Here is a 20,624-nt window from a genome sequence, read left to right as displayed (position 1 = left end):
CAGATTGGAAAAGCGCGGAACGATGCGACTTCTGCTGGTTGAGGACGATCCGAGGACCGCCGACTATGTCGTCAGGGGGCTGACCGAGGCCGGACATGTCTGCGATCTCTTGCGCAATGGTCACGACGGCCTCTTTGCCGCGACCCGCAACGGCTATGACGTGATCGTCGCCGACCGCATGATCCCGGGCCTCGATGGGCTGTCGATGATCAAGGCGGTGCGCGCCGCCGGCGTGCGCACGCCGGCCATCTTCCTGACCTCGATCGGCGGCGTCGACGACCGGGTGGAAGGGCTCGAGGCTGGCGGCGACGACTATCTGGTGAAACCGTTCGCCTTTTCCGAGCTGCTCGCCCGCATCAACGCGCTCGGCCGCAGGCCGGCGGCACAGGAGCAGAAGACAAGCTTGCGCGTCGCCGACCTCGAGATGGACCTGATCCAGCGGCGCGTGACCAGGCAGGGACAGACGATCGACCTGCAGCCGCGCGAATTCAGCCTGCTCGAAGTGCTGATGCGCGGCGAGGGCCGCGTCATCACCCGCACCATGCTTCTGGAGCGCGTCTGGGATTTCCATTTCGATCCCAAGACCAGCGTCGTCGAGACCCATATCAGCCGGCTGCGCACCAAGGTCGACAAGCCGTTCGATGTCCCGCTCATTCATACGGTGCGCAACACCGGCTACAGCCTGCATGTGCCGCTTTAGAGCCATTCCAGGAAAAATGTGGAACGGCTTTGCGTCCGCAATTGCGCCGGAACAAAGAGCATGAGCACGGCGCCGCCCAGCCTGCTGCGCAGCACCCCGTTCCGGCTGGCGCTGACCTTCGCCTTCCTGTTCGTGCTGGCCTTCATCCTGTCCGGCGCAATCGTCTACCAGCTGATGAGCGCCGACCTCGCAAGGCGTCTCGATGAATCCATCGAGGAAACCTATTCGGTCGTGGCGGTGACCTATGCGGAAAACGATCAGGAAGACCTCGTCGCCACGGTCAACGACCATGCCCAGCTCAGCGCCGACAAGGAGCAGCTGTTTTCGCTGACCGGCCCCGACGGCACACATCTGGCGGGCAACTTCACCGCGTCGGATCTTCCGGATGGCTTTTCGATGTTTGCCGCGAGATTGCCGGGCGTGCCCCCCGACACCATGTACCGCGCCTACTCGGGAGAGGTTGGAGCGAACAACCTGAGCGTCGCCTTCAGCCTTTCCGCGACCCAGGAGCTGGAAGAGATCGTGCTGATGAGCTTCGGCTGGGCGACGCTCATCATCACCGGACTCGCGGTTGCCGGCGGCGCCGTGCTTGCCTCGCGCGTCCAGCGCCGCCTCGACGGCATCGCCAGCACCATGGTCGACGTCTCGCACGGCCGGCTCGACGCCCGCATTCCCCTGATCGGCAATGGCGACGACATCGATGCCGTTTCCGCCCAGGTCAACGCTGCCCTCGACCGCCTGTCGGCATTGGTCGCCGGCATGCGGGAGGTCAGCGCCAACATTGCCCACGACCTGAAGACGCCGCTCAACCGCCTGCAGATGATCTTGGAGGCCGCCGCCGACAGGACGACGTCAGGCCAGGAGGTTTCCGGCGATCTCGCCGAGGCACGCGCCGAGAGCCTGAAGATCAACGAGACCTTCGACGCGCTGCTGCGCATCGCCCAGATCGAGGCGGGCGCCCGCAAGGCGCGCTTCGTCGACCTGGACGTCGGCAGCGTCATCGAGACCCTGGCCGAGATCTATGCCGATGTCGCCGAGGACGACGGCAAGTCGCTGTCGGCGAAAGTCCCGCCCGGCACGGCAAGCACGGTCCATGGCGATCGCGACCTGCTGATGCAGATGTTCGCCAATCTGGTGGAAAACGCCCTGCGGCACTGCCCCAGGGGCACGGCGATCGAACTGTCGGTGGCGAGGCAGGACGATCGCATCCTTGCGCAGATCGCCGACAACGGTCCCGGCATCCCGGCCGAGGAACGCGAAAAAGTGTTCCAGCGCCTCTACCGGCTGGACTCGAGCCGCACCACGCCCGGCAGCGGCCTCGGCCTGAGCCTGGTGCGGGCCATCGCCGACCTGCATGGAGCGACGATCGTGCTGGAGGACCGAAAGCCGGGTCTCGGCGTGGTTGTCGGTTTCCCGGCGATGAAGCCCGCTTGAAGCGGACGTCTTTTATCTGACGCCGGCCCGGCGGAAATCGGAAGGCGACATGCCGGCGAGCTTGCGGAACGACTTGTTGAAGGCGCTGAGCGAACCGAAGCCCGAATCCATGGCGACGCGCAGCACATTGGCGTCCTCGTGCATCAGCAGCGCCTGCGCGTAGCTCAGCCGCAACAGGTTGACATACTCGTTGAGCGTCATGCCGGTCGATTTCTTGAAGATGCTCATGGCGTATTTCGGGTGGATGTCGACGACCGCCGCAATGTCGACGCAGTCGATCTCATAGAGGAAATTCTCGGCGATGAAGTCGCACATGCGCCCGACATTGCGCGAGGACTGCTGGTCGAAGGGGCTGCCCGCCGCCTGACCGGCGCTAGCCCCCGAAACAAGCCGGTAGGGTTCGAACCGCACCCGCTCCAGCCGAAGCAGCAGCTCGTTCACCGCATGCTCGGCCTTGGCCGCGTCGCCCGAGCGGGCATAGCTGTTCCAGCGCTCGAAATTGTGGTTGTCGGCCTGGTCGGTGGCCGACGTCACCAAAGTCGCGCCCGTCATCAGCCGGTGCCGGACATCGGTAGGCAGATGCAGCCGGAAGAAATGCACCAGCGGCAGATGCGCCCCGGCATAAACGGCATCGTCGGAAAGATCGTCCATCTGGTGCGGCAGGCCGCCCCAGAACAGGCACATCTCACCGGCGGAGAGCGAGATCTCGTGGTCGTTCATCAAATAATGCACGCTGCCGCGGACGATGAAATTCACCTCCACCTGGGCGTGCCAATGCGGTTTGAGCATAACCAGCGGCTGTGTGTGGAACATCTGCAGCATCAGCGGCATGCCTTCCACGCTGCTGGCGCCAGGCTGGTAGAACGGCCTTTCCGGCATCTTACTTTCCGCCAATTTTCTTTTCCCTTTGTCGGGGACAAGCCTTCCGCCTCGCCTAATTTAGGCACGCTCACAGTTAGAGAGCAAATGAAATGGGAGGAGTTCAATGCGCACCACACTGACCTGCGCCGCGCTCGCGCTTGCCTTGGGCTCCGGCCCGGCCCTCGCGCAATCCGGCGAAATCACGATCTGGAGCTGGAACATCGCGGCTTCGTCGCTGAAGGCCACCGTCGCCGGCTTCAACAAGAAATACCCCGACATCAAGGTGACCGTCGAGGATCTCGGCAACCAGCCGACCTATGACAAGTCGATCGCCGGCTGCGCCGCCGGCGGCGTCGGCCTGCCTGACATCGTCTCGATCGAGAATGGCGAGGCCGAGAACTACTGGAGCCAGTTCCCCGACTGCTTCGTCGACCTGCATACCTTGGGCTACACCGCCGAGGACCAGAAGAAATTCCCCGATTTCAAGCGCACCGAGCTCGAGGTCGGCGACAAGGCCTATGCCATGCCGTGGGATTCCGGCCCGGTCGCCGCCTTCTACCGCCGCGACTTCTACGAGAAGGCCGGTGTCGATCCCGCCTCGATCAAGACCTGGGACGATTTCATCGCCGCGGGCAAGAAGATCCAGGCCGCCAATCCCGGCGTCACCATGACCAACGCCGATTTCAACGGCGACACCGAATTCTTCCGCATGATCTCCAACGAGCAGGGTTGCGGCTATTTCGCCGAGGACGGCCAGACGATCACGGTCAACCAGCCGAAATGCGTCGATACGCTGACCAAGATCAAGGAGATGAAGGACGCCGGCATCATGGCCTCGGCCGACTGGGGCACCAAGATCACCAACAACACCGCCGGCGCGGTCGCAACCCAGGTCTATGGCGGCTGGTATGAAGGCACCATCCGCACCGAATCGGCCGGCGAGAACGGCAAATGGGGCGTCTATCCGATGCCGAGCCTGACCGCCGACGGCCCGCGCGCCGCCAATCTCGGCGGCTCCTCGCTCGCCATCACCGCGGCCAGCAAGAACAAGGAGGCGGCCTACGCCTATTTGAAATACACCCTGGAGACCAATGAGGGCCAGATCACCATGCTGAAGGATTTCGGCCTGGTTCCGTCGCTGATCTCGGCGCTCGACGACCCCTACGTCGCGCAAGGGTTGCCCTATTGGGGCGGCCAGGCGGTGTGGAAGGACATTCTCGCCACGCTGCCCAAGGTCGTGCCGAGCCGCGGCACGCAGTTCCAGAGCGACGCCGAGATCATCATGCGCGCCGTGCAGACCAAATACCTGGCCGGCGGCTATCCGGACGCCAAGGCGGCGCTCGACGATGCCGCCAACCAGATCGCCGCGGCGACAGGCCTGCCGGTCAAGTCATAGTCGAGAACGCTCTACCCCGGGCGGCGCGACCGCCCGGGGTATCGTCTCGGGTCAGGACAGTCCCGAGCATTGCCTGCTGATCAGGGCTGCCTGACCGCCGCTGCGGCGAGCTCTATAAGAACAAGAAACTCTGGGGAAAGAAGGAGGAAACGATGCGCCATCAGAACGCCACGGCCTACCGTTTCCTCACGCCCTATCTGCTGATCTTTTCCATCTTCTGGGTCTGGCCGATCATCAGTTCGTTCCTGATCTCCTTCCAGGCGACGCGCACCGTGCCGTGGCGCTTTGCGCCGACCTTCAACTGGGGCCGGCTGATCGGCGACCCCGCCTTCTACAACGCGCTCAAGAACACGCTGCTCATCCTGGTCATCCAGGTGCCGGTGATGATCTCGCTGGCGATCGTCATGGCGGTGCTGTTGAACTCGCCGCTGCTCAAGGCGCGCGGCCTCTACCGCTTTGCCTTCTTCGCCCCGGTGGTGGTCGGCGAAGTCGCCTATTCGGCGGTGTTCCGGCTGATGTTCAACCTCAACTTCGGCATCATCAACAAGCTCTTGAACAGCGTCGGCCTGCCCAGCGTCGACTGGTTCTCCAACGTCACCCCGGCAATGGCGCTGATCATGATCGCGGTGACCTGGCGCTGGGCCGGCTACAACGCCATCATCCTGCTCGCCGGCCTGCAGTCGATCCCCGACGATGTCTATGAGGCGGCGACCCTCGACCGCGTCAGCAAGGTCAAGCAGTTCTTCTACATCACCCTGCCGCTGTTGAAGCCGATCATCGTCTTTTGCGCCGTGCTGTCGATCATCGGCACCATGCAGCTGTTCACCGAGCCGTTCCTGATCACCGAGCGCGGCGGCCCGGGCGGCGGCACCGAGACGCTCGGCCTGCTGCTCTACCGCCAGGGCTTCCGTTCGCTCAATTTCGGCTACGCCTCGGCCGTCGCCTACACCATGGCGGGCCTCGCCATCGCCATCACGCTGGTGCAGCTCTGGCTGACGAGGGACCCGAAATGACCTCGCGTTCGCAAAGCCGGCTCGGCCGCGCCATAGCGCTGCATCTCTTCCTGACGCCGCTGGCGGTGATCTGGCTGTTTCCGCTGTGGATGATGGTGGTGTTCTCGACCATGCCCGACAACGGCATCTTCAGCCCCGGCATCGAACTTCTGCCGCACGACAATTTCATCGAAAACGTCAACAATCTGCAGCGCGACACCAATTTCGTCGGCGCCATCGGCATCTCCGTCTCGGTGGCGGTGACCTACACCTTCCTGTCGGTGCTGCTCACCTCGATGGCCGGCTGGGCGCTGGCGCGCTACCAGTTTGTCGGCAAGGGCGGGGTGGTGGCGATCATCCTCGGCACCATCACGCTGCCCTATTCGGTGGTGCTGATCCCGCAATTCATCATGGTCGCGCGCGACTTCCAGCTCGCCAACACCTGGATCGCGCTGATCGTGCCGCCGCTGTTCAATTCGCTCGGCGTGCTCTTCATGCGGCAGGCCTTCTCGATGATGCCGGCCGATCTGTTCGACGCCGCCCGGGTCGAGGGCGTCAAGGAATGGCGCATCTTCCTGTTCGTCGCCCTGCCCTTGGCACGGCCGATGCTGGCGGCGCTCGCCATCATCCTCTTCCTCGCCTCGTGGAACAATTATCTCTGGCCGCTGCTGATCAACAGCCAGCCCGGTTCGATGACCGCGCCGGTGGCGCTCGGCACGCTGATCGGCCTGACCAAAGTGTCGTGGGGCGGCATCATGGCCGGCGCTGTCATGCTGACCGTTCCGATGCTCGTCGTCTTCGTGCTCCTGCAGCGTCATTTCATCGCCGGCATCGCCGCCGGCGCGGTCAAGTAAGGTAGGGAACGGGATGGCCGCGGTCACGCTCAACAATGTCGTCAAGCGCTTCGGCGGCTTCGAAGTCGTCCATGGCGCCAACATCGATATCGCCGATGGCGAATTCGTCGTCTTCGTCGGCCCGTCGGGCTGCGGCAAGTCCACGCTGCTGCGGATGATCGCCGGGCTGGAGGACATCAGCGGCGGCGAGATCGCCATCGGCGGCAAGGTGATGAACGACGTCGAGGCGGCCGAGCGCGGCATCGCCATGGTCTTCCAGTCCTACGCGCTCTATCCGCACATGACGGTCGAGCAGAATCTGAGCTTCGGGCTGCGGATGAACGGCAACCCCAAGGCCGACACCGAGCGGCGGGTGAAGCGCGCCGCCGAGATCCTCTGCATCGACGAGCTGATGCAGCGGCGGCCGAAGCAACTCTCCGGCGGCCAGCGCCAGCGCGTCGCCATCGGCCGCGCCATCGTGCGCGAGCCGCAGGTTTTCCTGTTCGACGAGCCGCTGTCCAATCTCGACGCCGAACTGCGTGTGCAGATGCGGGTTGAAATCTCCAGGCTGCACAAGGAGCTCGGCGTCACGATGATCTATGTGACGCACGACCAGACCGAGGCGATGACGCTGGCCGACCGGATCGTCGTGCTCAAGGCCGGCAAGGTCGAGCAGATCGGCGCGCCGCTCGACCTTTATGACGATCCCGCCAACCGCTTCGTCGCCGGCTTCATCGGCTCGCCGAAGATGAATTTTTTGCCGGCGAAGGTGGTCGCGGTCGGGAATGGCGCGGCAACGATCGAGCTCGTCAACCATGCCGGCGCGCGGCTGAGCAAGCCGCTGCAGACCACGCCGCCCGCTGTCGGCGCCGAGGTCGTGCTCGGCGTCAGGCCAGAGCAGTTCTTCGACGCCGGGCAGGGCGATTGCGACATCGCCGTCAAGGCCGACGTCGCCGAGCATCTCGGATCGGTGAGCTATGTCTACGCCGATGCCGGGGACGAGGAACTGATCATCGAGCGCGAGGCATCCAGGCAGCGGGCGAGCGGCGACCATCTGACGGTGTCGATCAAGGCCGGCAAGTCGCTCCTGTTCGACACCACGGGTGCGCGGATTCGCTAGGGGCATGATCCCGAACCGAAGGTCAGCGAACGCAAAAAGTGGGAACCGGTTTTCGGAAAAGATCATGCTCGAACAAAGCAGCCCAGCTTTTCTAGCCGGCATGCCAGGCGTGGCGGCGATCCATGGAGATTTCATATGACATCCACACCGAAAAAGATCCGCTGGGGCATTCTCGGGCCCGGCAGCATCGCCAAATCCTTTGCCGGCGGCGTGGCGCAGTCGCGCACCGGCGAAGTGGTGGCGCTCGGCGCCCGCAACCCCGGCAAGGCGGGCCTCGCCGAGACCTTCCCCGGCGCGCGCATCCTCGACGGCTATGAGGCGCTGCTCGCCGACGATGGCGTCGACGCCGTCTATATTTCGATCCCGCATCCCGGCCATGCCGAATGGGCGATCAGGGCGGCGGAGGCCGGCAAGCACGCGCTGTGCGAAAAGCCGCTGGCGCTGACCGCCTTCGAGGCCGACGCGATGATCCATGCCGCGCGCAAGGCCGGCACCTTCCTCGGCGAAGCCTTCATGTACCGCCTGCACCCGCAGACGCTGAAGCTGGTGGAATTGATCAAATCGGGCGTCATCGGCGACGTCCGCATGATCAAGTCGAGCTTCGGCTTCGCCATGCCGGGCTTCATGCCCGAGCACCGGCTCTATGCCAACGATCTCGCCGGTGGCGGCATCCTCGATGTCGGCGGCTATCCGGTGTCGATGGCGCGGCTGATCGCCGGCGCGGCGACTGGGCTACCCTTCGCCGAGCCCGACAAGGTGGTGGGCGCCGCCCACCTCGGCCAGTCCGGCGTCGACGAGTGGGCCTCGGCGCTGCTGCATTTTGCCGGCGGCATCGTCGCCGAGCTCTCCTGCAGCATTTCGCTCAACCAGGACAATGTGCTGCGCATTTTCGGCACCAAGGGTCACATCGAGGTGCCGGACTTCTGGTTCGCCGGTGGCAACCGCGACGTCGGGCCGGGCCGGATCGACCTGATCCGGTCCGGCGGCGCACGCGAGACCATCAGCGTCAACGAGACGCGCCACGTCTATTCCTTCGAGGTCGACGGCGCCGGCGAGGCGATCCTCGCCGGCCGCCCGGAATTCGCCTGGCCGGGCATGTCCTGGGCCGACAGCCTCGGCACGCTGCGCGTTCTCGACAGATGGCGCACCGCGGTCGGGCTCGAATACGAGATCGAGAAGCCGGCTAAGCGCCTCAACACCATCGCCGGCCGGCCGCTGCGCACAGACGGCAGGGCCATCGGCAAGCGCGCCATCCCCGGCCTGCCGAAGCCGGTGTCCGTACTGGCGCTCGGCTTCGAGGATTTCCGGACTTTCTCTTCGGGCTCGATCCTGCTCGACGCCTTCTTCGAGGCCGGCGGCAATCTGTTCGACACCGGCTATATCTACGGCGCCGGCTATACCGAGACCCTGCTTGGGCAATGGCTGAGGAACCGCGGCGTGCGCGAGCAGTCGGTGGTGATCGGCAAGGGGGCGCATTCGCCGCTCTGCTATCCCGACGTGATCGGCAAGCAGCTCGCCCAGTCGCTCGACCGGCTGCAGACCGACCATGTCGACATCTACTTCATGCACCGCGACAATCCGGACGTGCCGGTCGGCGAGTTCGTCGACGCCATGGACGCAGAGGTCAAGGCCGGCCGCATCCGCGGCCCGTTCGGCGGCTCGAACTGGACCATGGAGCGCATGGACGAGGCGATCGCCTATGCCGAGCGCACCGGCAAGCAGAAGCCCGGCGCGCTTTCCAACAACTTCTCGCTGGCCGAGATGCTGGAACCGATCTGGGCCGGCTGCGTCACCTCGTCCACCGACGACTGGAAGGCCTGGCTGACGGCGAGGCAGATGCCGAATTTCGCCTGGTCGAGCCAGGGCCGCGGCTTCTTCACCGATCGCGCCGGCCGCGACCGGACCGACAACGAGGAATTGGTGCGGGTCTGGTATTCCGAAAAGAATTTCGGCCGCCGCGACCGCGCCATCGAGCTCGCCAACCGTCTTGGCAAAAGCCCGATCCATGTCGCGCTCGCCTATGTGCTGGCGCAGCCCTTCCCGTCGGTCCCGCTGATCGGCCCACGCACGCTGGACGAGCTGGAGGACAGCCTCAAGGCGCTGGGTATCGCGCTGACGGCGGAGGATGTCGCCTGGCTGGACAATGGGCCGGAGCGGCGGCGGGCTTAGGTGTAACTGGTTCGCTCAGAACGCGACTCCGGCGATTGGCGAAAGCCGACGCGACGTCCGATCTCCCCCCTTGCGGGGGAGATGCCTGGCAAGGCAGAGGGGGGGCTGGCCCGCCGACCTCTCCTGACTAACCACAAGCTGCGGCGGTGTACGAAAAAAGCCAAGGGTAGCATTCCTTCACACCCCCCTCCGGCCTGCCGGCCATCTCCCCCGCAAGGGGGGAGATCGGCAGCTTCACCGATCGATCCGTGTCGACAAGATAATCGACGACGACGTTCGCTCGACCCCCTCCATCGCCCCGATCTGGTCGAGCAGCGTGTCGAGATCGCGGATCGACGGCGCGTCGACGATGACGATCATGTCGAAATTGCCGCTCACCGAATGCAGCGTCCTGACCGGCGGCAGCGCCTGTAAGGCGCGCACCACCTTGTCGGCGAGCTTCGGCGTGACGGTGAGCAGCACATGCGCCCTCACCAGCCCCTGCTCATAGTCCGGCGACAGCCTCACGCCATAGCCGGCAATGATGCCGCGCTGTTCCAGTCGCTCGATCCGGCTCTGCACCGTGGTGCGCGACACGCCAAGTTGCCTCGCGAGCTCGGCGGTCGAGGCGCGCGCGTTGGCGCGCAGCAGCGAAAGCAGGGCTTGTTCGGCGTCACTGATCATTTCGACGAAACCTTTCGGCGTATCGTTCAGAAGACGGTTTCGTTTCGTACAATTCCACGCTTCCTTTCGACAGGCAAGCTGCGATGATTCCCATCAACACTCGAGCAATTCCAGGAAAAGTGTGAAGAGGCCGTCCGGAATTGCGCAACTCGAATTGGCAGGGGTATTGATCATGAAGAACATTGTTGTCGTCGGCGCCGGCAAGATCGGCTCGACCATCGCCGAGATGCTCGCATCCACGGGCGACTATCACGTTACCCTCGTCGACCGCGCTGCGGCGCAGCTTGCCGCGGCTGAACTCCCCGCCGGCGTCGAGACCATGGAGCTCGACATCGCCGCGCCGGGCGTGCTTGAAGCCGCACTCGCCGGCAAGTTCTCCGTGCTGAGCGCCGCCCCCTTCCATCTCACCACGCGCATCGCCGAGGCGGCCGCCGCCACCGGCGTGCACTATCTCGACCTCACCGAGGATGTCGTCAGCACCCGCCGGGTCAAGGAGCTGGCGCGGGACGCCAGGAGCGCTTTCATCCCGCAATGCGGGCTGGCGCCGGGCTTCATCTCGATCGTCGCCAACGACCTCGCCAGCCGTTTCGACACGCTGGAAAGCGTGCGCATGCGCGTCGGCGCGCTGCCGCAGTACCCGTCCAACGCGCTGAACTACAACCTGACCTGGAGCACCGACGGCGTCATCAACGAATATTGCGAGCCCTGCGAGGCGATCGTCGAGGGCGAACTGATCGAGGTGCCGCCGCTGGAGGAGCGCGAGGAGTTCTCGCTCGACGGCGTCACCTACGAGGCCTTCAACACCTCGGGCGGGCTGGGCACTTTGGCCGAGACACTGAAAGGCAAGGTGCGCACGCTTAACTACCGCACCATTCGCTATCCCGGCCACGCCGCGATCATGAAGGCGCTGCTCAACGATCTCGGCCTGCGCCACCGCCGCGATGTGCTGAAGGACATTTTCGAGAGCGCCCTGCCGGCGACGCTGCAGGACGTGGTCATCGTCTTCGTCACCGTCTCTGGCCGCAAGAACGGCCGCCTGCTGCAGGAAACCTACGCCAACAAGATCTATTCGAAGCGTGTCGGCACTTTGGTGCGCAGCGCCATCCAGATCACCACCGCCTCCGGCATCTGCGCCGTGCTCGACATGCTGGCCGACGGCAGCCGGCCGGCCAGGGGCTTTGTCAGGCAGGAGGACATCGCGCTCGACACCTTCCTCGCCAACCGCTTCGGCCGCGCCTACGCGCAGCACGAGATGGAAAGCCGGCTGGCGGGTTGAGCTGTACCCTCATCCTTCCCCCTTGTGGGAGAAGGATGGGAGCCGGCCGGAATAGGTTCGCGCCTCTCCTCTCCCCCGTCGATCGGGGGAGAGGTGTCGAGCGAAGCTCGACGGAGTGGGGGTCGACCTGCGCCGGCGTTGCTATTCAAGCCGGGCGATATCTCGCCTTGATTGAGGCCCAGAGAGTTGTCAGCGCCGCCGCATTTGAGGACCGGCTTCCCCCACTCCGTCGCTGCTTCGCAGCGCCACCTCTCCCCCTCCGGAGGGAGTGGAAAGGAGGAGCCTGGTGGTTCGCACTGTTCCTCTCCCCTTGCGTCCCACAAGGGGCAGGGTGCTCTAAATATGCAGCGCGTGCCCCAGCGCCTTGAGCGCCGCTTCCTGGAAACCTTCGCCCTGCGTCGGATGGGCGTGGATGGTGCCGGCGATATCCTCCAGCCGCGCCCCCATTTCCAGCGCCAGGCCGAACGCGGCCGACAGTTCCGACACGCCCTGCCCGACCGCCTGGATGCCCAGCACCAGATGATTGTCGGCGCGAGCCACAACCCGAACGAAGCCATCCTCGCCTTGCTTGGTCATGGCGCGGCCGTTGGCGGCGAACGGGAACAACCCGATCTTGATCTCGCCGGCGAGACCCTTCGCCTCGTCCGGTGACAGACCGGCTGTGACAAGCTCCGGATCGGTGAAGCAGATGGCGGGAATTGCGCGCTTGTCCCAGCTTCTTTTGTGGCCGGCGACGATCTCGGCCACCATCTCGCCCTGCGCCATCGCCCGATGCGCCAACATCGGCTCGCCGGTGACGTCGCCAATGGCGAAGATGCCACGCATCGAGGTGCGGCACTGCTCGTCGATGCGGATGAATTTTCCCGCCATGTCGAGGTCGATCTGCTCAAGCCCCCAGCCCTCGGTCATCGGCTTGCGGCCGACGGTGACCAGGATCCTGTCGGCGGCGACCTTGGCACTCTTGCCGTCCGATGTCTCGACCAGCAGCGCATCGCCTTTGGTCGACAGCCCCCTGGCCTTGGCGCCCGTCATCACCTCGACGCCGAGCTCGCCGAGCCGCTTCACCACCGGCCGGGTCAGCTCGGCATCGTATTGCGCCAGCACACGCGGCAGCGCCTCAACGACTGTAACCTTGGCGCCCATTTTCGCGAAGGCCATGCCGAGCTCCAGCCCGATATAGCCGCCACCGACGACCGCGAACTTCTTCGGCACGTCGCCGAGCGCCAGCGCCTCGGTGGACGAGATCACCGGGCCGCCGAACCGCAGGAAGGGCAGTTCAACCGGCGCCGAGCCGGTCGCGATCACCACCGTCTCGGCGCGGATCACCTGCGTCCCGGTCTCGGTCTCAACGTCGACGGTCTTGCCGTCTCGGAACGTCGCCCAGCCCTGCACGGTCTTGACCCTGGCCTTCTTCAGCAATCCGGCGACGCCACTGTTCAGCCGACTAACGATTCCGTCCTTCCAGGTCACCGTGCGCGCCAGATCGAGCGTCGGTGCCGCGACCGCAATGCCGAGCGGGCTCTTGCCGCCGGCCATATGCGCCACCTTCTCGAATTCCTCCGCCGCATGGATCAGCGCCTTGGACGGAATGCAGCCGACATTGAGGCAGGTGCCGCCCGGCTTGCCGGCCTCGACGATCACCGTGTCGACGCCAAGCTGGCCGGCGCGGATCGCGCAGACATAGCCGCCGGGCCCGGCGCCGATAACGAGCAGCTTGCAGGAGATCTCTTTCATGTCGACTGCTTCCTTTCGGCGGAGGCGAAGGCGCGCCTTTTCCTTCTCCCCTTGTGGGAGAAGGTGGATCGGCGCGATAGCGCCGAGACGGATGAGGGGTGTTCCAGCGGAGTGAGACGCTGGCGTTCCCTGGAGCACCCCTCATCCGTCGCCTTCGGCGACACCTTCTCCCACAAGGGGAGAAGGGGGAGCCCACATACCGACGCCGGCATCTTGCGGCGATCGTTTTCGCGCCTCGAGATCGACCCCATCGCATCAATCCACGAAAATCAGCGCCGGCGTCTCCAGCAGCGTCTTGATCCGCTGCACGAAGACCGCGGCATCCCAGCCGTCGATGACGCGATGGTCGAAGCTGGACGACAGGTTCATCATCTTGCGCGGGATGAACTGGGTGCCGTCCCACACCGGCCTCACCATCATCTTGTTGACGCCGACGATCGCCACTTCCGGATAGTTGATCACCGGCGTCGTCGCCACGCCGCCCATGGCGCCGAGCGAGGTGATGGTGATGGTCGAGCCGGACAGCTCGTCGCGTGTCGCCGTGCCCGACTTCGCCGCCTCGGCCAGCCTGTTGACCTCGGCGCCGCATTCCCACAGGTCGCGCGCCTCGGCATGCTTGACCACCGGCACCACCAGCCCGGATGGCGTCTGCGCGGCGATGCCGATGTGGACGCCGCCATGCTGGTGGATGATCCCGGCCTCATCGTCGAAGATCGCATTGATGCCAGGCTGGTCGGCGATCGCCTTGACCATCGCCCGCATCAGGAACGGCAGCAGCGTCAGCTTCGGCCGGTCTTGCCGTTTCTCTTTGTTCAGCGTCGCGCGCAGCTCCTCCAGCGCGGTGACATCGATCTCCTCGACATAGGTGATGTGCGGGATGCGCGATTTGGCGAGCGCCATCTTCTCGGCGATCTTGCGCCTGAGCCCGATGACCTTGATGTCCTCGACATTGTCCTTGCGGGCAAGACCGGACACTTTCGCGACCTGCGGTCCGCGCGCCAGGAAAGCCTTGATGTCCTCATGGCTGATGCGGCCGGCCGGGCCGGAGCCCGCGACCTGCCGCAGATCAATGCCCGCTTCCTTGGCGCGCAGCCGGACGGCGGGCGAGGCCAGGGGCTTTTCGCCTTCCGGGCGCGGCGCGCCGGAGACGAAAGCCCGCGCCGCGCCATTCACCGGAGACGACGCCGGCTTCGCTTTTGCTTCGCTCGCCTTGGGCGCCACTTTCGGACTCGCCGGCGCGGTCTCGGGCTTCGGCGTTGCGAGCTTAGTCGGAGGCTCGGCCTTGATGCCCTCTTCCGCCGGGCCGCTCTGCGGCTTCACATTGCCTTCGCCGGCAACCTTCAGCCGCACGATCGGCGAGCCGATCGCCACCGTGTCGCCGATCTCGGCGCCCAGCCACAGGATCTCGCCGTCGACCGGCGAGGGAATCTCGACGGTCGCCTTGTCGGTCATCACCGCGGCCAGCACCATGTCCTCGCGCACGAGGTCGCCGACCTTCACATGCCATTCGACCAGTTCGGCCTCGGCGACGCCTTCACCGACATCCGGCAGCTTGATGACGTGCTCGCCCATGGTCAGCCTCCCCTCTTCAAGCTTCGAGTGTTTCGACGAGCGCGCGTCCGACACGGGCGGGCCCGGGGAAATAGTCCCACTCCTGCGCATGCGGATAGGGCGTGTCCCAGCCGGCGACCCGCGCCACCGGCGCTTCCAGGTGATAGAAGCAGTGCTCCTGCACCAGCGCCGAGAGCTCGGCGCCGAAGCCGGATGTCAGCGTCGCTTCGTGCACCACCACGCAGCGCCCGGTCTTCGTCACCGAAGCGACGATTGTGTCGAGATCGAGCGGCAGCAGCGTCCTCAGATCGATGATCTCGGCATCGATGCCGGTTTCCGCGGCCGCCGCCTCGGCGACATAGACCATCGTGCCATAGGCGAGCACGGTGACCGCCGAGCCCTGCCTGCGGATCGCCGCCTTGCCGAGCGGGATCGTGTAGTGGCCGTCGGCGACCTCGCCCAGATCATGCTTCGACCAGGGCGTCACTGGGCGGTCGTGATGGCCGTCGAACGGACCGTTGTAGAGCCGCTTCGGCTCGAGGAAGATCACCGGGTCCGGATCCTCGATCGCCGCGATCAGCAGGCCCTTGGCGTCGGCCGGATTGGACGGCACGACCACTTTCAGGCCGGAGACGTGGGTGAACAGCGCTTCCGGGCTCTGGCTGTGCGTCTGGCCGCCGAAAATGCCGCCGCCGGTCGGCATGCGGACCACGATCGGACAGGTGAAATCGCCGTTCGAGCGATAGCGCAGCCGCGCCGCTTCCGAGACGATCTGGTCATAGGCCGGATAGACATAGTCGGCGAACTGCACCTCGACGCAGGGCTTCAGCCCATAGGCGGCCATGCCGATCGCTGCGCCGACGATGCCGGCCTCGCTGATCGGCGCATCGAAGCAGCGGCTCTTGCCGTATTTGGCCTGCAGGCCTTGCGTGCAGCGGAAGACGCCGCCGAAGAAGCCGACATCCTCGCCGAACACGACGACGCGTTCGTCGCGCCCCATCGACACGTCCATGGCGTCGCGGATCGCCTCGATCATCGTCCGTCTTGGCATGGTCAGACCCCCGCCTGCTGGCGCTGGCGCCTGAGATGCGGTGGCATCTCGGCATAGACGCCCTCGAACATGTCGCGCGTCGAGGGCTTGCCGCCGGCATGCAGCGTGCCGTGGCTCTCGGCCTCCTTCTGCGCCGCGATCACCGTCTCGAGGATTTCGGCTTCGGCCTGGGCATGGCGTTCGTCCGACCATGAGCCGCGCTGGATGAGGTGGTTCTTCAGCCGCACGATCGGATCGCCGAGCGGCCAGGCGTCGGATTCGGTCTTTGGCCGATAAGCGGACGGATCGTCCGAGCTCGAATGGGCGCCGACGCGGTAGGTGACATATTCGACCAGCGTCGGCCCGAGATTGCGGCGCGCCCGCTCGATCGCCCACTTCGCCACCGCGTGGACGGCGAGATAGTCGTTGCCGTCGACACGCAGCGAGGGGATACCGAAGCCGAGGCCGCGCGCCGCGAAAGTGCCGGAGCCGCCGCGCGCAATGCCCTGGAAGGTCGAGATCGCCCACTGGTTGTTGACAACATTGAGCACCACCGGCGCCTTGTAGGTCGAGGCGAACACAAGGGCTGCATGAAAATCGGACTCCGCCGTCGAGCCGTCGCCGATCCAGGCGGCGGCGATGCGCGAATCGTTGGAGATCGCCGAGGCCATCGCCCAGCCCACGGCCTGGATATACTGCGTCGCCAAATTGCCGGAGATCGAGAAGAAGCCGTGCTCCTTCGACGAGTACATGATCGGCAATTGCCGGCCCTTCAGCGGATCGGCCTCGTTGGAATAGATCTGGTTCATCATCGTGACCATCGGATAGCCGTCGGCGATGAGCAGGCCGGCCTGCCGATAGGTCGGGAAGTTCATATCGCCCTTGGCCAGCGCCTTGCGGAAGGCGCAGCTTACCGCTTCCTCGCCGAGATGCTGCATGTAGAACGAGGTCTTGCCTTGCCGCTGCGCCATCTGCATGCGCTGGTCGAAGGTGCGCAGCGTCATCATATGGCGCAGGCCTTCGAGCAATTCCTGGTCGGAAAGCAGCCCGGCCCACGGCCCGACCGCCTCGCCGTCGCGATTGAGCACGCGGATAATCGAGAACGCCATGTCGCGGATGGTGCGCGGATCGACATCGATCTCCGGCCGCGGCGCCGATCCGGCCTTGGGGATGGTCACATTGGAGAAATCGGGCGTCCCGCCCGGCCGCACCTCCGGCTCGGGAACGTGGAACCGCAACATTCCAGCATCGGCCATGACCTTCGTCCTCCAATGTTGCCGGTGCGATACTTGCACATCCGCGCCGCCAATTCATCGGCCAGATGACGGGCCGTCCCCCGGGTTTCTCGGTCCATCAAGGCCGATGCGGCGCGTTGGCGACAAGATGCAGATATGGCGGCGAAATTTCTTGTCGATCTTTTCGCCCGCCGCGCAACTTGGCGAATGGCAGTAGCACTTTGGGCGCAACAGCTCGCAATCGACGCTTCGTCCGGTTTCGGGCGAACATGCGGATGGCGCTCTCCTCTCCGTCTCGGCTTTCGCCAAAAGCTAGCGCAAAGAACGTCACCCTTCCGTCGTCATTCTAGGGCGGAGCAAGGAGCGGAGCGACGCGCGCAGACCCTAGAATCCATGCCATTACGGTTAGGCGTCGCGACGGTGCAGAATCTGATCGGTTGCATTCCACGGCGGTGGTCACGGCATGGATCCTCGGGTCAAGCCCGAGGATGACGACGCGTCGGTCGGACCACGGAGCCAAGTGCTGACACGTTGGCGGGACAAATGCTCCCGGGGAATCAGGCACGGGCCGCTTATCCGTTCACTCCGTCCCCGCCCCATGCTAACCACCCCGCATGGCACAGAAGAAAGGATACGAGGTCGATTCGTGGCTCGCGAAGCCTGATCCGCGCATTTCGATCGTCCTGCTCTACGGTCCCGATCGCGGGCTGGTCGCCGAGCGCGCCAAGGCCTTTGCCGGCAAGACCGGCCTGCCGCTCGACGATCCGTTCTCGGTGGTCCGGTTGGATAGCTCGGAGGTGGACCGCGACGAAGGCCGCCTGCTCGACGAGGCACGCACCGTGCCGATGTTTTCCGATCGGCGGCTGCTCTGGGTGCGCAATGCCAGCGGGCAGAAGGCGCTGGCCGAAGACGTCAAGGCGCTGACAACGGAGCCCGCGCGGGACGCGATCATCCTCATCGAGGCCGGCGACCTGAAGAAGGGCACCGGCCTGCGCGCCATTGTCGAGGCCGCCGGCAACGCCATTGCCCTGCCCTGTTATGCGGACGAGGCGAGGGACATCGATACCGTCATCGACGACGAATTGCGCAAGGCCGGCATGTCGATGACGCTGGAGGCGCGCCAGGCGCTACGCCGCAATCTCGGCGGCGACCGGCTGGCCTCGCGCGGCGAGATCGAGAAGCTGGTGCTCTACGCGCACGGCCTCAAGGAGATCGGCCTCGACGATGTCAGGGCAACGTCGGGCGATGTTTCCGGCGCCTCCTTCGACGATGCCGTCGACGCGCTGCTCGATGGCAAGATTGCCGACTTCGACATCGCGTTCACCCGCCACTGCCAGTCGGGCGGGCATCCGTTCCTGGTGCTGTCCTCGGCGATGCGCCAATTGCAGGCGATCCAGGCGATGCGCGGCCAGATGGAGAGCGGCGGCCGCAACGCAGCCTCGGTCGTCGCGGCGGCACGCCCGCCGGTCTTCTTCTCGCGGCGCAAGCTGGTGGAGAAGGCGCTGGAGCGCTGGAACGTCGAGGCGCTCGGCCGGGCGCTGAACCGATTGCAGACCGCCGTGCTGCAGACCCGCCGGAGGCCGGACCTGTCCGAAGCGTTGGCGCGCCAGGCCCTGCTTGGCATCGTGGTGGAGAGCGCAAGGCTTGGGCAGCGCTAGCTGCCTTCCATGGGTTCAATTCATGATCATTCCGTTCGGCGCCTGAAAGGTCGGCAGCGCCTGCGGAAAGACCAGCACCACCGCGCCGTAAAGCAGCAAGGGGACCCCCGACACCTTTGCTATCCGCTCTCCGGCCGGAAGGGTCTTTTCAACAAAGATCAGGAGGGTGACCACAGCCATTGCGGCGACGTTCATGATCCCGAGCGGAAAAAGGGCGAGAAACAAAAGCCAGCAGCAGCCCAGGCAAAGAAGTCCATGCTGCAGGCCCATCCGGACCGCGCCCCATTGACCATCGCGCCATGAGGTCAGGATGAAACCGATCGGCGTGCGGCATTTGGCCAGGCACAAATCCTTCAGTGGCGAGAGTTGGTAAGCGCCCGCAAACATCAGCAGCGCACCGCCGATGCGCGCCGCCGTCGCCGTGGACAATCCCACATGCCCGGCAAGCGTCTCCGCCCCCGCCGCGCCGGCAAAGGCGAGAACGCCCATCACGGCCCAAACCAGCATGTACCCGGCCACGAACGCCCAGGTCGAGATAAAGGTCTCGCCGCGGCCCCGTTTGCCGCTCTGGACCTGGTGAAACATCAGGATCATGGGCGCGGCCGTCGGAAACATCATGGCGACCATCATGATCATCCAGACGGCAAGAAACAGCGACGCCCTCATGCCCATGGTGGGCGAGTACATGTCCATCGGCATGCCCGCGTCCATGCCCATCCGCTGCCAGACAAGCAGGGTCCACGCCGCCGCGGCGGCCGCGATCAGCAGCACGAGAATAATGTTTCGCTGCAGCGTCAGCATCATCGGCGAGCCCGTTCCGACTGTGCGGGGCAAGGGCTAATGCTGGCCGGACCAATTGATCGGAGCGTAGTGCCCGTTTCGGCGGGAATTATCCCAGCTCATGCCATGGTCGCTGAATGTGCTGCCTTCGACCCCCATCGCCATGCCGAGCCAGTCGGGGTTGACGGGATGGCCGGTGGCTGCCCACATCTCACCATCCTCGCGCATTGTCGGCAGCGGCTCGACCGCCATCTGCATGACGCCCGCAATCTCCGCCGACCGCTTCTTGCCGTCTATCCGGTAGTTTATCGGCACCTTCTTGGCGCCGAGGTTCGTGCCGATCATGGGTGCCAACACCGCCATGGGGCCGCCGGCGGCGCCGGTGAAGATCGCGCCCAGCGCCTCTGTTTGGCTGTCATCGGCCCGTTCGTCGATATAGGCGGCAGCCGTCCAGTTGCCTTCCGCCATCGGACCCGGTGTGTGCGCAACCAATGCGACACTGAGCCCATCCAAGCGAACGTCGCCGTAGGTGCCCTTGTCGATATGGAAGACCAAACCGACGTCGCAAACGCCTCTCGTCGGCTTCGAAGTCAGCTGCGCGTTGGTGGACAGCAGGCAAGGACACACGACATCGCAGCTGCAATTTTCGAAGTAACTACCGGACAACTGCCAACTGACTGCCATTTACACCTCCCAAATCAGGCGCATCGGCATATCGGTAAGGCGAGGCGGTGCCATTCACGAATCTTGCAGGAACGGCAGATAGCCCTCACCGCGACTGACCGGCACGCTAGGGCATAATTTTAGTTGTACCTAAAAGAGGGTACGCCGTTAGCCTGTACTGTCAAGCCGAGGGCTCCGACGCGGAACCCGTCGGGGCCGAGGTGCCACAGTCCCGCAAAGACCGATCTGTCCGAGGCGCCGGCAAGCTGCGCGGCTGCGATTGATCGATCTCCCCCTTCTCGGCTCGCAGAGGGGGATTGTCGGTAGACCATAGGTGGGGCGCCTGTCCGTCAAAAGCGTCGTCATCCTCGGGCTTGACCCGAGGATCCTGTGTGTTTGCTCAGTGCTATGGTTGAAGTGGGAAGGAGGCCGAGAGGATCCTGGTCGTCCCTTCGAGGACAGGCCGCGGCATGGCTCGGTCCCTTCCCACCAATGAACCATCAACCTGAACAGTTGCACGGGGCTGTCT

General features: G+C 65.0%; 17 protein-coding genes. 9 read left to right on the top strand and 8 right to left on the bottom strand.

From position 1 onward, the window contains the following. The first annotated feature begins 22 nt into the window (after nucleotides 1-22). Both JG743_RS04185 and JG743_RS04180 read left to right on the top strand, forming a co-directional pair. Nucleotides 23-700 carry a winged helix-turn-helix domain-containing protein gene (locus JG743_RS04185; protein WP_202298585.1) on the top strand — a complete coding sequence of 226 codons (678 nt, stop codon included), beginning with the start codon at nucleotides 23-25 and terminating at the stop codon, nucleotides 698-700. Between the two features lie 60 nt (nucleotides 701-760). Next, nucleotides 761-2,134, top strand: coding sequence for a HAMP domain-containing sensor histidine kinase (locus JG743_RS04180; protein ID WP_202298584.1), 1,374 nt, complete (start codon nucleotides 761-763; stop codon nucleotides 2,132-2,134). Between the two features lie 12 nt (nucleotides 2,135-2,146). Here the strand turns inward: JG743_RS04180 and JG743_RS04175 are convergent, their stop codons facing one another. After that, entirely contained in the window at nucleotides 2,147-3,013 is an 867-nt protein-coding gene (locus tag JG743_RS04175; RefSeq protein WP_202298583.1) for a helix-turn-helix domain-containing protein, read from the bottom strand. A gap of 106 nt (nucleotides 3,014-3,119) precedes the next feature. Between JG743_RS04175 and JG743_RS04170 the strand changes: the two genes are divergently transcribed. From JG743_RS04170 to JG743_RS04150, 5 genes are all read left to right on the top strand, one after another. After that, a complete protein-coding gene (locus tag JG743_RS04170; protein ID WP_202298582.1) occupies nucleotides 3,120-4,391 on the top strand; it encodes an ABC transporter substrate-binding protein in 1,272 nt (423 codons plus the stop codon). 152 nt (nucleotides 4,392-4,543) lie between these two features. Next, on the top strand, nucleotides 4,544-5,404 hold the full coding sequence (locus JG743_RS04165) for a carbohydrate ABC transporter permease (protein WP_202298581.1): 861 nt from the start codon (nucleotides 4,544-4,546) through the stop codon (nucleotides 5,402-5,404). After that, on the top strand, nucleotides 5,401-6,237 hold the full coding sequence (locus JG743_RS04160; protein ID WP_202298580.1) for a carbohydrate ABC transporter permease: 837 nt from the start codon (nucleotides 5,401-5,403) through the stop codon (nucleotides 6,235-6,237). Before JG743_RS04165 ends, JG743_RS04160 begins: the two co-directional genes overlap by 4 nt. A 13-nt stretch (nucleotides 6,238-6,250) precedes the next feature. Beyond that, complete coding sequence (locus JG743_RS04155) at nucleotides 6,251-7,336, top strand: ABC transporter ATP-binding protein (RefSeq protein ID WP_202298579.1); 1,086 nt, start codon at nucleotides 6,251-6,253, stop codon at nucleotides 7,334-7,336. Between the two features lie 135 nt (nucleotides 7,337-7,471). Then, on the top strand, nucleotides 7,472-9,505 hold the full coding sequence (locus JG743_RS04150; protein WP_202298578.1) for an aldo/keto reductase: 2,034 nt from the start codon (nucleotides 7,472-7,474) through the stop codon (nucleotides 9,503-9,505). 234 nt (nucleotides 9,506-9,739) lie between these two features. On the opposite strand, the gene JG743_RS04145 is transcribed toward JG743_RS04150, so the two are convergent. Beyond that, nucleotides 9,740-10,168, bottom strand: coding sequence for an Lrp/AsnC family transcriptional regulator (locus JG743_RS04145; protein WP_202298577.1), 429 nt, complete (start codon nucleotides 10,166-10,168; stop codon nucleotides 9,740-9,742). A gap of 172 nt (nucleotides 10,169-10,340) precedes the next feature. On the opposite strand from JG743_RS04145, the gene JG743_RS04140 reads away from it, so the two are divergent. After that, complete coding sequence (locus tag JG743_RS04140; protein ID WP_202298576.1) at nucleotides 10,341-11,444, top strand: saccharopine dehydrogenase family protein; 1,104 nt, start codon at nucleotides 10,341-10,343, stop codon at nucleotides 11,442-11,444. A 336-nt stretch (nucleotides 11,445-11,780) separates the two neighbouring features. Here JG743_RS04140 and lpdA read toward each other — a convergent pair whose 3' ends face one another. From lpdA to JG743_RS04120, 4 genes are all read right to left on the bottom strand, one after another. Beyond that, nucleotides 11,781-13,178, bottom strand: a complete 1,398-nt coding sequence (lpdA, locus tag JG743_RS04135; RefSeq protein ID WP_202298575.1) for a dihydrolipoyl dehydrogenase — start codon at nucleotides 13,176-13,178, stop codon at nucleotides 11,781-11,783. Between the two features lie 255 nt (nucleotides 13,179-13,433). Further along, nucleotides 13,434-14,750: a dihydrolipoamide acetyltransferase family protein gene (locus JG743_RS04130; RefSeq protein WP_202298574.1), complete on the bottom strand. Its 1,317-nt coding sequence runs from the start codon at nucleotides 14,748-14,750 to the stop codon at nucleotides 13,434-13,436. A gap of 16 nt (nucleotides 14,751-14,766) precedes the next feature. Next, nucleotides 14,767-15,780, bottom strand: coding sequence for an alpha-ketoacid dehydrogenase subunit beta (locus JG743_RS04125; RefSeq protein ID WP_202298573.1), 1,014 nt, complete (start codon nucleotides 15,778-15,780; stop codon nucleotides 14,767-14,769). 2 nt (nucleotides 15,781-15,782) lie between these two features. Next, nucleotides 15,783-17,015, bottom strand: a complete 1,233-nt coding sequence (locus JG743_RS04120; protein ID WP_202298572.1) for a 3-methyl-2-oxobutanoate dehydrogenase (2-methylpropanoyl-transferring) subunit alpha — start codon at nucleotides 17,013-17,015, stop codon at nucleotides 15,783-15,785. A 593-nt stretch (nucleotides 17,016-17,608) separates the two neighbouring features. Here JG743_RS04120 and holA point away from each other — a divergent pair. Next, a complete protein-coding gene (holA, locus tag JG743_RS04115; RefSeq protein ID WP_202298571.1) occupies nucleotides 17,609-18,652 on the top strand; it encodes a DNA polymerase III subunit delta in 1,044 nt (347 codons plus the stop codon). 15 nt (nucleotides 18,653-18,667) lie between these two features. On the opposite strand, the gene JG743_RS04110 is transcribed toward holA, so the two are convergent. Together JG743_RS04110 and JG743_RS04105 are read right to left on the bottom strand one after the other, a co-directional pair. Next, nucleotides 18,668-19,456, bottom strand: coding sequence for a DUF2182 domain-containing protein (locus JG743_RS04110; protein ID WP_202298570.1), 789 nt, complete (start codon nucleotides 19,454-19,456; stop codon nucleotides 18,668-18,670). 33 nt (nucleotides 19,457-19,489) lie between these two features. Then, the gene (locus tag JG743_RS04105; RefSeq protein WP_202298569.1) at nucleotides 19,490-20,116 is read right to left on the bottom strand and encodes a DUF1326 domain-containing protein; all 627 of its coding nucleotides are present in this window, start codon (nucleotides 20,114-20,116) and stop codon (nucleotides 19,490-19,492) included. Between the last annotated feature and the right edge of the window lie 508 nt (nucleotides 20,117-20,624).

This window comes from Mesorhizobium sp. 131-2-1 (assembly GCF_016756535.1).
In the GTDB taxonomy this organism is placed as follows: Bacteria; Pseudomonadota; Alphaproteobacteria; order Rhizobiales; family Rhizobiaceae; genus Mesorhizobium.
Note: the sequence above shows the minus strand (reverse complement) of the source record. Positions and strands in the feature narration are given on the sequence as shown.

Coding starts and splice junctions, on each gene's coding strand:
- JG743_RS04185 (WP_202298585.1), top strand. CDS start 23: ATGCGACTTCTGCTGGTTGAGGACGATCCGAGGACCGCCGACTATGTC.
- JG743_RS04180 (WP_202298584.1), top strand. CDS start 761: ATGAGCACGGCGCCGCCCAGCCTGCTGCGCAGCACCCCGTTCCGGCTG.
- JG743_RS04175 (WP_202298583.1), bottom strand. CDS start 3,013: ATGCCGGAAAGGCCGTTCTACCAGCCTGGCGCCAGCAGCGTGGAAGGC.
- JG743_RS04170 (WP_202298582.1), top strand. CDS start 3,120: ATGCGCACCACACTGACCTGCGCCGCGCTCGCGCTTGCCTTGGGCTCC.
- JG743_RS04165 (WP_202298581.1), top strand. CDS start 4,544: ATGCGCCATCAGAACGCCACGGCCTACCGTTTCCTCACGCCCTATCTG.
- JG743_RS04160 (WP_202298580.1), top strand. CDS start 5,401: ATGACCTCGCGTTCGCAAAGCCGGCTCGGCCGCGCCATAGCGCTGCAT.
- JG743_RS04155 (WP_202298579.1), top strand. CDS start 6,251: ATGGCCGCGGTCACGCTCAACAATGTCGTCAAGCGCTTCGGCGGCTTC.
- JG743_RS04150 (WP_202298578.1), top strand. CDS start 7,472: ATGACATCCACACCGAAAAAGATCCGCTGGGGCATTCTCGGGCCCGGC.
- JG743_RS04145 (WP_202298577.1), bottom strand. CDS start 10,168: ATGATCAGTGACGCCGAACAAGCCCTGCTTTCGCTGCTGCGCGCCAAC.
- JG743_RS04140 (WP_202298576.1), top strand. CDS start 10,341: ATGAAGAACATTGTTGTCGTCGGCGCCGGCAAGATCGGCTCGACCATC.
- lpdA (WP_202298575.1), bottom strand. CDS start 13,178: ATGAAAGAGATCTCCTGCAAGCTGCTCGTTATCGGCGCCGGGCCCGGC.
- JG743_RS04130 (WP_202298574.1), bottom strand. CDS start 14,750: ATGGGCGAGCACGTCATCAAGCTGCCGGATGTCGGTGAAGGCGTCGCC.
- JG743_RS04125 (WP_202298573.1), bottom strand. CDS start 15,780: ATGCCAAGACGGACGATGATCGAGGCGATCCGCGACGCCATGGACGTG.
- JG743_RS04120 (WP_202298572.1), bottom strand. CDS start 17,015: ATGGCCGATGCTGGAATGTTGCGGTTCCACGTTCCCGAGCCGGAGGTG.
- holA (WP_202298571.1), top strand. CDS start 17,609: ATGGCACAGAAGAAAGGATACGAGGTCGATTCGTGGCTCGCGAAGCCT.
- JG743_RS04110 (WP_202298570.1), bottom strand. CDS start 19,456: ATGATGCTGACGCTGCAGCGAAACATTATTCTCGTGCTGCTGATCGCG.
- JG743_RS04105 (WP_202298569.1), bottom strand. CDS start 20,116: ATGGCAGTCAGTTGGCAGTTGTCCGGTAGTTACTTCGAAAATTGCAGC.